General features: G+C 71.7%; 12 protein-coding genes and 1 tRNA gene. 7 read left to right on the top strand and 6 right to left on the bottom strand.

Features of this window, described 5'->3' with window-relative positions; genetic code table 11:
* On the bottom strand, positions 1 to 324 hold the full coding sequence (locus tag ACSTA4_RS00610; protein ID WP_061083180.1) for a WhiB family transcriptional regulator: 324 nt from the start codon (positions 322 to 324) through the stop codon (positions 1 to 3).
* Between the two features lie 440 nt (positions 325 to 764).
* On the opposite strand from ACSTA4_RS00610, the gene ACSTA4_RS00605 reads away from it, so the two are divergent.
* Positions 765 to 3,134, top strand: a complete 2,370-nt coding sequence (locus tag ACSTA4_RS00605) for a penicillin-binding protein (RefSeq protein ID WP_444964066.1) — start codon at positions 765 to 767, stop codon at positions 3,132 to 3,134.
* A 103-nt stretch (positions 3,135 to 3,237) separates the two neighbouring features.
* Here the strand turns inward: ACSTA4_RS00605 and ACSTA4_RS00600 are convergent, their stop codons facing one another.
* Complete coding sequence (locus tag ACSTA4_RS00600; protein WP_061082867.1) at positions 3,238 to 3,693, bottom strand: GatB/YqeY domain-containing protein; 456 nt, start codon at positions 3,691 to 3,693, stop codon at positions 3,238 to 3,240.
* A gap of 158 nt (positions 3,694 to 3,851) precedes the next feature.
* On the opposite strand from ACSTA4_RS00600, the gene ACSTA4_RS00595 reads away from it, so the two are divergent.
* Positions 3,852 to 4,772 carry a metallophosphoesterase gene (locus tag ACSTA4_RS00595; protein ID WP_444962059.1) on the top strand — a complete coding sequence of 307 codons (921 nt, stop codon included), beginning with the start codon at positions 3,852 to 3,854 and terminating at the stop codon, positions 4,770 to 4,772.
* Positions 4,773 to 4,845: 73 nt separating this feature from the next.
* Positions 4,846 to 4,919, top strand: a tRNA-Pro gene (locus tag ACSTA4_RS00590).
* A 237-nt stretch (positions 4,920 to 5,156) separates the two neighbouring features.
* Here the strand turns inward: ACSTA4_RS00590 and ACSTA4_RS00585 are convergent.
* Positions 5,157 to 6,698, bottom strand: a complete 1,542-nt coding sequence (locus ACSTA4_RS00585; protein WP_444962058.1) for a serine hydrolase domain-containing protein — start codon at positions 6,696 to 6,698, stop codon at positions 5,157 to 5,159.
* 253 nt (positions 6,699 to 6,951) lie between these two features.
* Positions 6,952 to 7,470 (bottom strand): lytic polysaccharide monooxygenase auxiliary activity family 9 protein, encoded by a 519-nt coding sequence (locus ACSTA4_RS00580; protein WP_444962057.1) that lies wholly within the window; start codon positions 7,468 to 7,470, stop codon positions 6,952 to 6,954.
* 601 nt (positions 7,471 to 8,071) lie between these two features.
* On the opposite strand from ACSTA4_RS00580, the gene ACSTA4_RS00575 reads away from it, so the two are divergent.
* Both ACSTA4_RS00575 and ACSTA4_RS00570 read left to right on the top strand, forming a co-directional pair.
* Entirely contained in the window at positions 8,072 to 9,127 is a 1,056-nt protein-coding gene (locus ACSTA4_RS00575; protein WP_444962056.1) for a DUF4037 domain-containing protein, read from the top strand.
* 216 nt (positions 9,128 to 9,343) lie between these two features.
* On the top strand, positions 9,344 to 10,201 hold the full coding sequence (locus tag ACSTA4_RS00570) for an oxygenase MpaB family protein (protein WP_444962055.1): 858 nt from the start codon (positions 9,344 to 9,346) through the stop codon (positions 10,199 to 10,201).
* Between the two features lie 9 nt (positions 10,202 to 10,210).
* Here the strand turns inward: ACSTA4_RS00570 and ACSTA4_RS00565 are convergent, their stop codons facing one another.
* Both ACSTA4_RS00565 and ACSTA4_RS00560 read right to left on the bottom strand, forming a co-directional pair.
* Complete coding sequence (locus tag ACSTA4_RS00565; protein ID WP_444962054.1) at positions 10,211 to 13,198, bottom strand: AfsR/SARP family transcriptional regulator; 2,988 nt, start codon at positions 13,196 to 13,198, stop codon at positions 10,211 to 10,213.
* A gap of 132 nt (positions 13,199 to 13,330) precedes the next feature.
* Positions 13,331 to 13,510, bottom strand: coding sequence for a hypothetical protein (locus ACSTA4_RS00560; RefSeq protein WP_248772973.1), 180 nt, complete (start codon positions 13,508 to 13,510; stop codon positions 13,331 to 13,333).
* Between the two features lie 865 nt (positions 13,511 to 14,375).
* Between ACSTA4_RS00560 and ACSTA4_RS00555 the strand changes: the two genes are divergently transcribed.
* Together ACSTA4_RS00555 and ACSTA4_RS00550 are read left to right on the top strand one after the other, a co-directional pair.
* A complete protein-coding gene (locus tag ACSTA4_RS00555) occupies positions 14,376 to 14,888 on the top strand; it encodes an NUDIX hydrolase (protein WP_444964065.1) in 513 nt (170 codons plus the stop codon).
* 196 nt (positions 14,889 to 15,084) lie between these two features.
* Positions 15,085 to 15,504 carry a hypothetical protein gene (locus ACSTA4_RS00550; protein ID WP_248772971.1) on the top strand — a complete coding sequence of 140 codons (420 nt, stop codon included), beginning with the start codon at positions 15,085 to 15,087 and terminating at the stop codon, positions 15,502 to 15,504.
* Positions 15,505 to 15,518: the final 14 nt, after the last annotated feature.

Here is a 15,518-nt window from a genome sequence, read left to right as displayed (position 1 = left end):
TCAGGCCGCCGAGGTGCCCTCGGCGTGCTCGGCCGCGTAGCTGGCGAGGTCGACGTCACCCTCCCTGAGGGCCTCCTCCAGGAGCGGGCCCCAGCTGGTGACGCCGGGGTGCTTGCGCAGCAGGGCGCGGCGCTCGCGTTCGGTCATGCCGCCCCAGACGCCGAACTCGACCCGGTTGTCGAGGGCGTCGGTCAGGCAGTCGGTGCGTACCGGGCACTCCTGGCAGATGAGTTTGGCGCGGTGCTGCGCCGCGCCCTGGACGAACAGCGCGTCGGGGTCCACCCGCCGGCACAGCGCCCTGGTCGTCCACTGGTCGGTCCACATGCCTCTACTCCCCTGTGCGCACCCGGTCCCCGCGCCAGCGGATCCGGACCCGGGGCACGCGCGTGCCCCGGCCGGAGGGGAGAACACCGTGGGCTCCCGCTGCCGCGTGGGGTGCGGTGGTCGACGCCCACCCCTGTTGCCTAGAAGTTACGGATTCGTTCGCCGCGCCAACAGAACCCGATGGACCCCCTTCACGTCTCACCAATATGGCCCGCTCGGGCCATTGCGTGGGGGCCCGGTGGCTCTCCGCATCGGACGGGGTGGGCGTGCCGCGCCGCCGAACCGGTCAGTGCCCGGCCGGCGATAGGCATGAAAAGATGGCATGGGGGCACAGCCCGCGGTACGCGGGTCATTTCCGCGCGTTCGCGCACTATCCGTTCCACATCGGACCACTTCGTACGTACGTGGTCACCTAGTCTGATGGGGTGGGTCAGGGGACATTGCTTCAAAGAATCAGCCAACTGGTCGTCGTCGGCGTCGTCGCTGGACTCCTCGTCGCCGCGCTCGCGCTCCCCGCCGTCGGGGGACTGGGCATCACGGCGCGCAACGTGGCCAGCGGCTTCCTGGAGATGCCCAGCAATCTGGAGACTCCGCCGCCTCCTCAGAGATCGACGATCTATGACAGCGAGGGCGGCGTCATCGCGGAGATCTTCGACCAGAACCGCGAACTCGTCGAGATCGAGGACGTCTCGCCGGTCATGATCGACGCGATCCTCGCCATCGAGGACGCCCACTTCTACGAGCACGGCGGCATGGACGTGTCGGGCACGCTGCGCGCCGCGCTCCGCACGCTCAACGGCGACACCCAGGGCGCGTCCTCCATCACCCAGCAGTACGTCAAGAACGTCCAGATCGAGGCGGCCACCACCCAGGAGGAGCTGGAGGAGGCCTCCGAGACGACGATCGCCCGCAAGATCCGGGAGCTGCGCTACGCCGTCGCCCTGGAACAGCGGATGACCAAGGACGAGATCCTCGAGGGCTACCTCAACATCGCCTACTTCAGCGACGGCGCCTACGGAGTCGAGTCCGCCGCGCAGCACTTCTTCCAGGTGCCCGCCAGCGACCTGGAGCTGCACCAGGCCGCCACCATCGCGGGCCTGGTCCGCTACCCCTACCTCTACAACCCCCGTTTCTTCCCCGAGCAGACCACCGACCGCCGCAACGTCGTACTCGACCGCATGGTGGCCACCGGCGCCATCACCGAGGCGGAGGCCGAGGAGGCCAAGCAGGTCCCGATGGAGGTGGAGGTCTCCACCCCGCCCAACGGCTGCGTGCCCAGCGACCAGCCGTTCTTCTGCGACTACGTGGTCCAGGAGATCGAGAAGGACGAGCGCTTCGGCCAGAACGAGACCGAGCGGGCGCGCTGGCTGCGCACCGCCGGACTCCAGATCCACACCACGCTCGACCCGCAGACCCAGGTGTCGGCGCAGGAGGCCGTGGACGAGTGGGTCCCGCGCGAGAACGAGTCCCGCAAGGTGGCCGCCGAGGTGGTCATCCAGCCGGGCACCGGCCACATCCTGGGCATGGTGCAGAGCCGGAACTACGGGCCCGACGAGAGCAAGCTGGGCGAGACCTCCATCAACTTCGCCACCGACGCGGACCGGGGCGGCAGCAGCGGCTTCCAGGCGGGTTCCACGTTCAAGGCGTTCACCCTGGCGGCGGCGCTGGCCGAGGGGATGCCGTTCGGCACCTCGTTCAACTCACCGGCCAGTGTGACCGTCTCCGGGCAGCGCAGCTGTAACGGCGGCACCCTGAGTCCCTGGTCGCCCAGCAACTCCGGTGACACCAACTCCAACACCACGCACAACATGATGACCGGGACGAGGGCCTCGTCCAACACCTACTTCGCGCAGCTCCAGGCGCGGGTGGGCATCTGCGACGTGATGGAGATGACCGAGGACCTGGGGCTGCGGCGCGCGGACGGCACGCTGTTCACCGAGAACGAGCGGACGCTGGCCAACAGCAGCTTCACCCTGGGCAGCGAGGAGGTCTCCCCGCTGCGGGTGGCCAACGCCTACTCGGTCTTCGCCTCGGGCGGGATCCTGTGCGAGCCGCAGGCCATCACCAAGATCATCGACCAGCACGCGCACGAGACGATCGAGATCGAGCCCGAGTGCGAGCAGGTGATCGACGAGGAGGTGGCCGACGGGGTCAGCTACCTGCTGGAGCAGCCCTTCAACGGCGGCACCGCGGCCTCCCTGGGCATCGGCCGTCCGGCGGCGGGCAAGACCGGTACCACCGACGGCTCGGCCGCGGCCTGGTTCGCCGGGTTCACCCCGCAGATGGCCGGTGCGGTCTTCGTCGGCGACCCGCGCGGCCCGCAGCAGTACCCGCTGCGCAACGTCACCATCGGCGACCGGTACTACGGGGTGGTGTACGGGGCGACGATCCCGGGCCCGATCTGGCAGGAGACCATGCGCGGCGCCCACGAGGGCCTGGACGTCGAGCAGCTTCCGTCGCCGCCGTCGCAGTTCGGCTCCACGTCGGCCCCGCGCGCGGAGGAGGACGCCAGCCCGGCCAGTGACGACGGCGGCGTGCCGGACGTGATCGGCCAGTCCGAGCCGGAGGCGGTGAGCGTCCTGGAGGCCGCGGGCTACACGGTGAACGTGTCCTCGACCCGGGTCCGCTCCCCCGAGCCCGAGGGGACCGTGGCCGCGGTCAACCCGGACCCGGGGACGCGGCTGCCGGAGGGGGCCACGGTCAACGTGTTCCTCAGCAGCGGCGGCGGAACCGCCAGCGGGCCGGAGGAGGACGAGGACTGGTTCCCGGTCGCGCCCGCGTCGAACTCCCCCGGCCGGGAGGACGACTGAGGCCTGACACGCGAGAGGGGCGGCGGTGCGTGCACCGCCGCCCCTTCGCGTTCCCCGCCGTTCCCGCGTGGGGCACGGCTGGGCCGGGCCCGGCCGGGTCAGGTCATCCGGCCAGCTGGCGCTTGACCTCGGCGGCCACGCGGGCGCCCTCGGCCCGACCGGCGATCTTGGGGTTGACGACCTTCATGACCTGGCCCATGGCGCGGGGGCCGTCGGCGCCGGTCTCGGTGACGGCCTCGGCCACCAGCGACGACAGCTCCTCGTCGGTGAGCTGCTTGGGCAGGTAGTCGGAGATGACCTCGCTCTCGGCCCGCTCGGCCGCGGCCTGCTCGGGCCGGTCGCCCTTGTCGAACGCCTCGGCGGCCTCGCGGCGCTTCTTGGCCTCCCGGGTGAGCAGACGGGTGATCTCGTCGTCGCCGAGGGAGCGCGAGGTGCTGCCGGCGGCCTCCTCGGTGGAGATGGCGGCCAGGACCATGCGCAGGGTGCCGGTGCGCACCTTGTCACGCGCCTTGATGGCGGTGGTCAGGTCGTTCTTGAGACGGGCTTTGAGTTCGGACATGAACCGATCCTACGGCGGGGCGTCACGGGGCCACCAACGGTTTGCGCGCGCGGACGCCGTGCGGGCGCGGCTCACATCGGTCCGGCGGCCCGCGGCGGGGATTCGCACACGCGTGCTCCGTGGATCTGCGACGATCTCTGTGACGACGAAGGAGGGCGATGGGCGCCGACAACAGACGAATCCTGCGCCGGGTGGGGCGCGCGGCCGCGATCACGGGCGCCGTCGGAGCGGCGGGACTGGTCTACGCCTCGGTCATCGAGCGCAACTGGTTCCGGCTGCGCCGCTACGAGCTGCCCCTGCTGCCCCCCGGCAGCCCGCGGCTGCGGATCCTGCACCTGTCCGACGCGCACCTGACGCCCGACCGGAAGATGCTCATCGAGTGGATCCGGGGGCTGGAGGCCTACGAGCCGGACCTCGTGGTCAACACGGGCGACTCGCTGGCGCACCCGGACGCGGTGGGGCCGTTCACGAAGGCCCTGGGGCCGCTGCTGGACCGGCCGGGCGCGTTCGTGTACGGGTCCAACGACCTGTTCTCGCCGCAGCCGAAGAACCCGGCCCGCTACCTGTGGCGGACCAGCAAGACCGACTACAACAAGCGCCGGACGCCGGACCTGCCCTGGCGCGACCTGGGCGAGGCCATGACCGCGGCCGGTTGGCTGGACCTGAACAACCGCAGGGGCGGGCTGAAGGCGGGCGGACTCGACGTCGCCCTGGCCGGGGTGCACGACTCGCACATCAAGCTGGACAGGTACGAGGAGGTCGCCGGACCGGCCGACCCGTCGGCGGACCTGCGCCTGGGCGTGCTGCACTCGCCGGAGCCGTCCAACCTGGACCGGTTCGCGGCCGACGGCTACCAGCTGCTCCTGGCCGGGCACACGCACGGCGGCCAGCTGTGCCTGCCGTTCTACGGGACCCTGGTCACCAACTGCGGGATCGACCGCAAGCGCGCCTGGGGGCTGCACGAGTACGGGGACGCGTGGCTGCACGTGTCCGGCGGCCTGGGCACCTCCCCGTACGCCCCGGTGCGGTTCTGCTGCCGCCCGGAGGCCTCACTGCTGGACCTCGTGGCCTCCTCCTGACCCCCCTCGGCGCTCCGGCCGAAAACCGTGCGCGAGCACTCCCGGGCGTCCGCTAGACTTGTGGACGTTGCTTCGGGGTGTAGCGCAGCTTGGCAGCGCGCTTCGTTCGGGACGAAGAGGTCGTGGGTTCAAATCCCGCCACCCCGACAAAGGAACGGGTGTCCACACAGGTGGGCACCCGTTCTTCGTCTTCGCGGGTCCGGGGCTTCCCCCTGCCGCTCCGCACCCTCGGAACGCACGGCCGGAACCGTCGGCTTGTCGGCTTCCGTGCGTCACCGGTGCGTCACCGGTGCGTCGGAAGCTACCCGCCCGGTTCGCGCGGCGAGCGCCTTCGGCCCTCCGGTCCCCACGACCCGGCCGGGCCGACCGCCGCCCCGGCCTCCGCTAGACCGAGGCCAGCAGGACCAGGAGGACCGCGCTCCCCGCGGCGACGGGAGCCGCCAGCGACCACCGGACCCACGGCCGTGCGCCCCTCGCGCTCGGGAGTAGTGGCCACCGGTACGCCCCCACCAGGACGGCGGCGGCCAAGAGGAGCACACCCGCGACCCACGCCCACGGGGTCACCAGATGCCAGAATCCGGCGAGGAACGCGTACGTGAGCGCCGCGGCACCGCCGACCCAGTGGGACACCAGTCCCAGGCGGTCGGTGGGACGGCGCCACCAGCGGCCGGGGCGCCGCCGTGAGGCGAACCCCAGGGCGAGGAGACCGGGGGTGAGAGCGAGCAGGACCGTCGCGGTCGCGTAGATCCTCTCGCCCGCCGCGTTGTCGGGGCTCGGTTCGTCGACTCCGAGCAGGCGGATGCCGATGTCCTCGCTGAACCGGTGCGTGTTGGACAGGACCACGGCTCCCCGGTCACCGGTGTAGCCGATCCACGCCGTGTGGCCGTTGGTCGTGGCGTTGCCGCCGTGGCCGGTGATCGGCACCCCTCCCAGCGTCTCCACGTACCAGCCGAGGCCCTGTTCGCGGCGCTCGACGTCCCCCGGCGCCACGGGACGCACGGCCGCGGCCCCCGGGGCGGTGCCCTCCATCACCGACGCCAGGAGTAGGCCGAGGTCGCCCGCGGTCGTGACCAGCCCTCCCGACGGACCGGAGGCCTCCGAGCCCTCCGGGACGAGGGGACGCCCGAGATCGGCGTTGTGCACCTCGAAGGGGGCGCCGTCACCGGTGGTCCGGATCGCGCTGTCCTCCATCCCCAACGGGTCGAGAATCCGTTCCCGGACGAGCTGGGCGTAACTGGTCCCGGCGTGCGCCGCCAGGGCGTGCCCGAGCAGGTCGATCCCGGTGTTGGAGTAGTGGTTGCCGCCTCGCAGCGCGGGATCGACCCGCACGTCCTCCGCCACGGTCCGCAGGAACTCCTCGACCGAGCCGGGCGGGTCCGGGTGGCGTTTGGCCGCGAACTGCCACAACGTCTGGAGCAGGCTGGTCTCCTCCCTGGAGAGGCCCGCGGTGTGCGTCGCCAGCTCCTCCACCGTGACGTCGGCGAGTACGGGATCGGCGAAGTCGACGCCTTCCAGGAGATCGCCGACCCGGGCGTGCGGAGCGAGTTCACCGCGGTCCACCATGTCGGCGAGCAGCATGCCGGGCAGCACCTTGGCGACCGACGCGGAGCCGAACCGGGTGTGTTCCCCCACCGGTTCCCGGTCGGCCCCGGTGCTGCCCAGCCCCGCCGTGCGCACGCGGAGTCCCCCGTCTCCGTCCGTCTCCACGAGCGCGACCGACAGGCCGTGGTACCCCGTGGTGTCGGTGATCCCCCCGCGCACGCGCTCGACCAGCTCCGTGTCCCCGTCGGACTCCGCGCCGAGCTCGTAGGGGCGCGGAGCGACGGCGGCCGCGCCGACGGTGACGAGGACGGCGGTCAGTGCCGTGATCGCCCACCGCCACGGTCCGCGCGGATGGTGTCGGGCAGAGGGGTCGGACGCGGTCACTCGGGTCTCCTCGTCTCCGGCCGGGTCGTCGGTGATCCGGGCTCGCCCGAACCTACGGCCGCGGACCACGGCGGAGCACTACGGGTGGGCCCCGTTCCGGAGGTGGGGCGGGGCCCACCCCGACCAGCACGAAGGCCGGTCCTACGGGACCGGCCTTCGTCGTGTCGGGGGCCGAACAGGGGGCCTTGTGGGCCGGGAACGACGCGACCCCGGCCCGGGTGCGGGGAACCGGGCCGGGGGAGGCGTCGGGCCGCTAGCGGATGTTCACGTCCACGCAGGCGTAGAAGGCGTTGCCGGTGTCGGCGACGTTCCAACGGGCCAGGATCGTGTGGCGGCCGTTGTAGCCGGACAGGTCCACGTTGTGCTGGACGGTCGAGTTGGGCCGCGCCCCGCCGTCGTCGAAGTTGGCGATGCGCTGACCGCCGATGAAGTACTCCCAGTTGGCGGTGGCGTGCGTGACGGTCAGGGTCCAGGTGAAGTTCAGCGAGGTGCCGACCTGGGTGACGTGCCAGCCGTGGTTGTCGTCGTCGAGCTCGGAGAACCGGGAGTTGCCGCCGGAACAGCTCATCAGGCCCTTGGGGCCCTCCACGCTCTGCGGCTCCCACTGGATGCCGCCGCACTGGACCATGCCCGCGGCGCACTGCGCCTGGCGGCTCATGGGCGCCGAGACGTAGCCGTGCGCGCTGGCCGCGCTGGCGGGCATGAGGGTGAAGATCAGAGCGGTGGCCGCGGCGACGGCGGAGGCGGAGCGGATCCTGCTGAGGGTCTTCATTGAACGGGGCCCTTCTTTTCGGGTCACGATCCCGGCCGGCCTCGCGGCGCGGTGCGGGGGATTCGTAGCGGGGTGACCCGGACCGTTTCCGGCCCAGGAAGTGGAGTGCGTCCGTGGGGGCTCGGATATTTCCCCCGCGGACACCGGACAGTGTTGTCCCGGCCATTCCGGGCGTCCCCGGAATTTCCTTCCACCTGTTGTCGGTAGACCGTAAAGACCCTGTCACTACACGTCAATACCCCTGTTGCGCGCGGGGACGGCGTACCACCGAACCGGCGACTCGGCCGGTCGGACGCATTCCGGCACTGGTACTGACGGCACTTCCTCCGTCATTTGCGCCGCGAACTGGAAAGACACCTTACAGTAGCGATCCCTGGTCTGTCGTAAAACGTTGTGGTCCACCGAGCACCCGAACCGCCTGCCGGACCAGATCTAACCAGATGGATAGATTCTCCTTACCCCCGCTCCGGCGTGGTCCGACGGCGATCCGTTGGCGGTCCGGCAGCGGCCCCGCGACGGCCCGACCGCGGCCCGGGCAGGACCGGCGCCCGCGCCGGAAAACGCGTGGCCGCCCGCGGAGGCCGGACCTAGGCTCTCGGGCATGCCCCCGCTCTTCCTCCCCGGCCTGGAACTGTCCCGGGCCCTGTACACGGACGCGGTCGCGCCCCTGCTCGCCCGCGGGCCCCGGCCGGTCGCGCACGCCGCCGCGCTGCTCGGCGCCGATTCCGAGGTCCTCGGACTGGACACCGAGCGCTCCACCGACCACGGCTGGGGCCCGCGGCTCCAGGTCTTCGTGGACGAACCCGATGAGCGCGACCGCGTGCTGGCGCTGCTCGCCGGGGGCCTGCCCGAGCGGGTGCGCGGCTGGCCGGTCCGGTTCGGCCCGAACGACGGCCCTCCCCAGACCTGGCGGTCCGACGCCGACGCGCCCGACGGCCGCCACCGGGTGGAGGTCAGCGGATCCGGCGACTGGCTGCGGGACCGGCTCGGCTTCGACCCGGGTGAGGGGGTGGGGACCGCCGACTGGCTCGCCACGCCCACCCAGCGGCTGGCCGAGGTGGTGGGCGGAGCTGTCTTCCACGACGGCGTCGGCGCGGTCACACGGGCCAGGGAGCGCCTGGCCTGGTACCCGGACGACGTGTGGCGGTACGTGCTGGCCTGCCAGTGGCGGCGCGTGTCCCAGGAGGAGGCGTTCGTCGGCCGCTGCGCGGAGGTGGGCGACCGCCTGGGCGCGCGGGTGGTCGCGGCCCGGGTGGTCCGCGACCTCATGCGCTTGGCGCTGCTGCTGGAGCGCCGCTACCCGCCCTACTCCAAGTGGCTGGGAAGCGCCTTCGCCAGCCTGCCCGGGGCGTCGGAGCTGACCCCGCTCCTGGCGCGGGCGCTGGACGCGGACGCCGCGGCCCTCGCCGAGGCGTCCGCCCTGGTGGCCGACCGGCAGAACCGGACCGGCCTCGCCGCCGCCCTGGACACCCGGCCCCGACCGTTCCACGGGCGCCCCTGGCCGGTGCTGGACGCGGCCCGGTTCGCCCGTGCCCTGCTGGCGCGGATCACCGACCCCGGACTGGCCGCACGGCCGCCGGTGGGCGCGGTCGACCAGTTCGCGGACAACACCGACGCGCTGACCCGACCGGAGGTGTTCCGCGCCCTGGGGCCGTGAGCCGCGTCCCAGCCGACGGAGGCACCCCCGTGGACGGGCTCCCTCCCGCCCGTCCCCGGGCCCCGGGCGGGAAGCCCGCCGTCAAGCCGGTCGACTGCTCCCCTTCTCGCCCGTCCTCGGACCCCCCACGCGCCCGGCCCGCCCCGTCACCGCGGGTGCGCCCGCGAGGGCGTGGCCCTCCCGCACGCGCGGACGGGGTGCCGTACGATCCCAGGCATGGGGAGACCGTCCGACCGATCACCTCTGCGACGGATCAGCGCGGAGGCCTGCGTCCTCGGCGGCGCGGGGTACGCCGTCCTGCTCCAGATCGCCCACCCCAGCGTCGCCCGCGGGGTGCACGACCACAGCGACTTCTCCTCCCGGCCGTTCAACCGGCTGCTCGGCACCCTCTACTTCGTGTACGGCACGGTCTACGGCACCGAGGAGGAGAGGAAGCGCCTGCACGCCATCGTGCGGGCACTGCACCGCAAGGTGAACGGCCCCGGGTACCGGGCCCTGGACGACGACCTCCTGCTGTGGGTGGCCGCCACCCTGTTCCAGACCGCCTCGCGGCTGCACGCGATGGTGTTCGGTGAACTCGGCGAGGAGGAGCGCGCCCTGCACCTGCGTGAGGCGTCGGCGTTCGCCACCGCCCTGGGTCTGCCCGAGGAGAGGTGGCCGGCCTCCCCCGAGGAGTTCGCCGCCTACTGGGACGGCGCCCTGGCCCGGCTGGAGGTGGGCGAGGAGGCCCGCGCCATCACCGGTCAGCTGTTCCACCCGGCGAGCGCGCCCCTGCGCCCGCTGATGCGGGTCCAACTCCTGCTCACCGGCGGGCTGCTCCCGCCCGAGCTGCGCGAGCGGTTCGCGATCCCGTGGTCGCGGGCGCGCCAACGCCGCTTCGACCGGATCCTGCGGACGACCCGCGCGGTGTACCCGTACGTCCCCCGGCCGGTGCGCGTCCTGCCCGCCACGCTGTGCCTGTGGACCATGCGGCGCGGAACCCTGGGTCCGCGCTGGCTGGGACCGCCGCGGCGCCGTTCGGGTCCGGGGGCCGATCCCCGCCGCGGGGCCGGGGGAGCCGTCGGCCGGGGCTGACCGCGACCGTCAGCCGAGGGACGCGGGCGGGTGCTCCTTCAGGGACTTCCTGGCCTGTTCCGCCTCGGCCAGCCCCAGCTCGGTGAAGATCTCCTCGGCCTCGTTGAGGAACCCCCTCGCCCGGTCCGCGGCCATGACCGGTGCGGGCAGGCGTCCGAGGGCGAGCGCGGCGCGGGCGACCATGTAGCGCTCGCTGCGCTCGACCGCGATGGCGTGGGCCCTCTCCAGCTCGTCCAGGGCCTCGCCGTGGCGTCCGGCGGCCGCGTAGGTCATCCCCAGGTCGACTCGGATCTCGGCGTCACCGCTGCGGCGCCCGTGCTGCTCGGCCAGGTCCAGTGCCGTGGCGTGGGACTCCACCGCCCGCTCCCACTGCTCCGCGGCCCGGTGGGCCAGCCCCAGGGAGTTGTGGACGTAGACCTGGTTGCCCACCAGGCGCAGCTCGTGTGACAGCTCCAGAGCCTCGTTCAGGTCGTCGAAGGCCGCGTCCAGCTCTCCGAGTCCGATGCGGGCCTCCCCCATGACGCGCTTGGCGTACGCCCTGGTCTCGTCCCGGTCCTCCCCCACCGACTTCTCCAAGGACCGCCCGGCGCAGTGGAGCGCCTCCCCGTAGGCCCCGAGCGTCTGTTTCAGGACGGCGAGGTTGCCCCACTGCAACGCCTCCACCTGGACGTCCCTCAACTCGATCGCGTGGTCCAGCACGCCTTGGATGGCCTCCGCGGCGTCGGCCAGGCGGCCGACACGCTCGTAGACCATCCCCAGATTGGACAGTGCCCGGATGATCCCCCTGCTGTCGCCGATCGCGGTCAGCAGGTCCCGGGCCTCGGTGAGGAGGTCCAGTGACTCGTCGAAGCGTCCCGAGAGGCAGTGGGCAATGCCCAGGCCGATGAGGGTCACCGCGCGTCCGCGCCGGTTCCCCTGTTTGTCACTGATCTGGAGCGCCCTCTGGTGGGAGCTGATCAGCAGGCCCATCTGGCCGTGCAGGGCGTAGAAGCGCCACACCGCGTCGGCCATCCGCCAGGCGTACTCGCCGTTGTCGTGCGAGGCGAAGTACTCGATCGTGTCCGCCAGGTTCTCCTGGTGCAGGGTGAACCAGTTCCCGGCGTCCTCCCGCCCGGAGAGCTCCGTCCTGTAACCCTGGTTCACCTCGACCGTGTCGTCATGTGCGCGAGGACCCAGGAGGTCGGCGGCGTGCTGGGCCGTGGCCATGTACTGCTCCGCCAGGCGAAGCCTCGCCGCGTCGATCTCCTCGGCCGTCAGGAGCATGGCCGCTCGGTCCCGGGAGAAGGCGCCGATCAGGTCGTGCAGGCGGTACACGTCTCCCTGGGGTTCCTCCAGCAGGCACACCCCCACCAGCTCCTGGAGGATGTCGTCCGCGTCCTCCACGGTCATGTCCAGGAGGGCGGCCGCACCGCCGAGGTCGATCGTGCTGCCGATCATCAGGCCCAGCAGGAGGAAGGTCCGGCTCTGGTCCCGGTTGAGGCTCTGGAAGGAGAGGTCGATGGCGGCCTCGACGCTCTGCCCCTCGACCTGGAGTTCACGGAACTTCCGGTTCTGCTCACCGAGGCGGCGGGCGACGTGCGCGAACGACCACCTGGGGCGGCTGAGCATCCGTCCGGCCACCACGCGCAGGGCGAGGGGGAGGCCGCCGCAGATCCGGATGATCTCCCGGGCGTGGTCCGGTTCGCGCCGTACGCGTTCGTCCCCCAGGACGCGCCCGAGCAGTTCCAGGGAGGACTGCTCGTCGAACACCCCCAACGACAGGAAGCGGGCGCCGCTGAGCCCGGAGAGCTCGTTGCGGGTCGTGATGAGGGTCATCGACCCCGGGGAGGAGGAGAGGAGCGGGCTGACCTGGGCGTAGCTGAGCGCGTTGTCGAGGATGACCAGGACCCTGCGCCCCATGAGGGTGGCCCTCCACAGCGCCGACCGCTCGTCGAGGGACTCGGGCACCGCCTCGGGGTCGATACCGACCGCGCGGAGCAGGGCGCCGAGCGCGGAGGCGACGTCGAGCGGTTCCCTGTCCGTCGTGTAGCCGTACAGGTCGATGAACAGCTGTCCGTCGGGGTAGCGCTTGGCCGCCTCGTAACCGAAGCGGACCGCGGTGGTCGTCTTCCCCTCACCGCCGCTGCCAGTGATGACGCAGACCTGCGCGCGGGCCTCCCCGGTGCGCGCCACCTCGTCCAACTGGCGCAGGGAGTCGCGGCGCCCCGTGAAGTCGGGCAGGTCCCGGGGGAGGTCGTTGCGCACCACGAAACGCGTTCCGGGTTCTCCGGCCGTCGGGTCCTGGGCCGCTTCCTGGAAGTCCTCCTGGAGGATCCGGGTGTGCAGGGCGGTCAGCTCCGGCCCGGGGTCGACACCCAGTTCGTCGGCGAGCCTGGCCCGGAACTCCTCGTAGACGGAGAGCGCCCTGGCCCGCTCGTTGTCGCGCCACAGGGCCGTGATGAGCAGGTGGTGCGGACGCTCCCTGAAGGGTTCCTCGCTGACCAGGGGCGTCAGCCGGGAGACCACGTCCGGATACCTGCCCAGCTCCAGGGCACAGGTGGCCCAGGCGACGACGCAGGACCAGCGCTCCTCCCGCAGGGGTGCGACGACGGAGTGGTCAAGGTACTCCGAACCGACACCGGAGAAGGGCAGTCCCCGCCAGCACTCCAACGCCTGTTCCAGCATCTCGACGGCCGCCTTGGGCTCGGCCGAGGCGGCCCGGTCCCGGAGGCTCCGGAAGCGGTGCAGGTCGACCGAGTCCGGATCCACGTCGAGGACGTAGCCGCCGGAGGTCGTGGAGATGCTGTCCGGAAAGGCCCTGCGCAGATGGGAGATCTGGACCTGGATCACCGACCGTGCGGTGCGGGGCGGGTCGTCGCTCCAGAGGTAGCCGATGAGCTGGTCGACGGTGACCTCGCGGCCCAGGTGGACCAGCAGCGCTCCCAGCACACAGCGCTGGCGCGGACCGCCGACCGGGACGGGTCGACCGTCTGACCAGACGGTGATGGGGCCAAGCACGCCGAATTCCACAATCAGCAACCCTAGCAAGGGCTATAAGCATGAAATAAGGAATACGGGCACGCCAACGGCTCCGAGTACCCCCCTCCACCTAGGTACTCGGAGTGACCGTTGGGCTACCCGGAAAAGAGGCTACTTCTCCTGGGCGGGCTTCTCCTCGAGGGGCACGGTCTCCACGGGAGTCTCCTCCTCGGGAGAGGGCTTCGACGGGTCCGGCTCACGGAGGGGACGCATCTTGTCCGCGCGCACCTCGCGGAGGTCACCGGCGACGATCGCCTCGAACTCCTCGTCCACGGTCAGCATCTTCGGCACTCGGACTCCTCTTCTCACGGCACTCGCGTAGAGCCGCAAGGTAGCCCTACGTCTACGAAGCATCAAGGGACCCCGCCTTCCGGCGGACTGGCCACCCGTGGCGGGTTCCGCCTCAAAGCACACCACGGGTGGCATGTGTCCAACGAACGTCGCACTGTGTCGGACCCGCGAGCCGTCCTCTCGCGGGTACGAACGCGTCGAACGTGTTCCACACTAGAGAGATCCTCTTCCACTGCGCTTTCAGTCTTCTTTCAGCGCTGAAACCGGTGCGGCGACGGCGGTTCGGGGACCGCGCCATCATCGACCACCGGGGTCCGCCGGGGCCAGCGATTGGCCGGTTGCGGACGGTCAGAGTCCGTTCACCTGGTGTGCGACGGCTGCCGCGTGCCACGCGCACGCCGCCCGCGAGTGCGCTTCGACCAGGGAGGACACCCTCCGTCGGGCCGCTCCCGCTGCCTCTCCGACCTTCCGGAGAACGGCGGGGAAAAACCGAACGTTCCCCTCATCGCCGAAATCCGGAGAATCCCCGGACACAGGAGGGCGCGCTCGTTCCCGTCCACCGGAAAGCCCGCGCCCCGGACGCGACGGGTGTTCCCTTGCGAAGCCTTTCATGCCTCTTGCGTTCTTCCTCCCCGTTCGTGTACCGAACGCTCCCCCGGACCGGCGCCCCTTCGGAAGAGCACGACACGCCCGAACGGTCACGAGGTCCCGAGTGCGCGCGCCCTCGGCCGGGAACTCCCTGTGGCACCGGGCACGTACAGCGGGAGGAGGGCTGCGCGAGCCCGGTGTCGGGCCATAGGTTGCTAGGGAGCGTGCCGATCGGACGGCACCGGCGGTCCCGGAGGGCGCGAAGTTGGAGGACGTGATGCTGGAGGGCGACGGAAACGGCTGGGTGAGCCTGCCGGACGGAACCCGCAGGTGGGGGATCTACGGCGCGGCCGGGCTGCTGCTGTACGCCACCGACACCGCCGGAGCGGGCCACGTGCTGCTCCAGCACCGGGCGGGCTGGACCCACATGGGAGGCACCTGGGGCATCCCCGGGGGCGCCCGCAACCGGGACGAGACACCCCTGGAGGCCGCCGTGCGCGAGTTCGAGGAGGAGGTCGAGGGCGACCTGGACGGGTACGACCTCCTCGGCGTCCACGAGGAGGACCTGACCGTGTGGCGCTACGACACGTTCATGGCGAGCCTGCCGGGGCTGGCGCCGTTCCGGCCGGGCAACTCCGAGAGCAAGGAGGTGCGCTGGGTGCCGGTGGACTCCGCCGACTCGCTCCCGCTGCTGCCGCCGTTCCGCGCCGCGTGGCCGCACCTGCACGCGAACCTGGTCTCGGCCTTCTCGGAGAACGGCCGCGGCCCGGGCACTTCCGCGACCGGTTGAGCGTTGGACCCTGAGCAGGGGCCTTCCGCGCACCCGCTCCCCCGGGCCGGACCGGGGTCCGGGCGGAGTGCCGGAGGGCGGTCTCGGGGGAATGTCAGGGGCGGATCCCTGATGTGCTCCGGGCTCCGGCCCCGCATGCTGAAGGGGACGGCCCGGCGCAGAGCGGTCGTCACGCTATTCGACTGGAGCAGTGGACATGACGCTGGAGCGCGGTAACGCATTCACTCCCGTCGCCTCGGCGACGATGATCTGGCCCTGGACCACCTCGGTGCTGGGGGGCGCCGCCGGCGGTGCCCTCTTCTTCCTCCTCAACCTGGGCTCGGGCCTGGGCGCGATCGCCTCCGGTCTGACCGCGGCGGTGATCTTCTTCTCGCTGATCGGCGGCGTGGGCGGCGTGATGAGCAGCAAGGCCGACCGCCGGGGCAAGCGCTACGCCGCCACCTACCCGTTCCGGTACGCGGCCGTGCCCGCCGGGATCGGCGGCGCGGGGTACGCCCTGGTCAGCATCTTCACCGGCTCGATCATCGGCGGACTGTTCGGCGGACTGTTCGTCGCGGCGGCGATCTGGATCACCGTTGGTCTCATCGCGATGGTGGTCGGCAACAAGAACGCCTAGGCTCGGTATCTTCC

This window comes from Nocardiopsis sp. M1B1 (genome assembly GCF_052466615.1).
The sequence above is the reverse complement of the archived record's forward strand: the minus strand, read 5'-3'. Positions and strand labels throughout refer to the sequence as shown.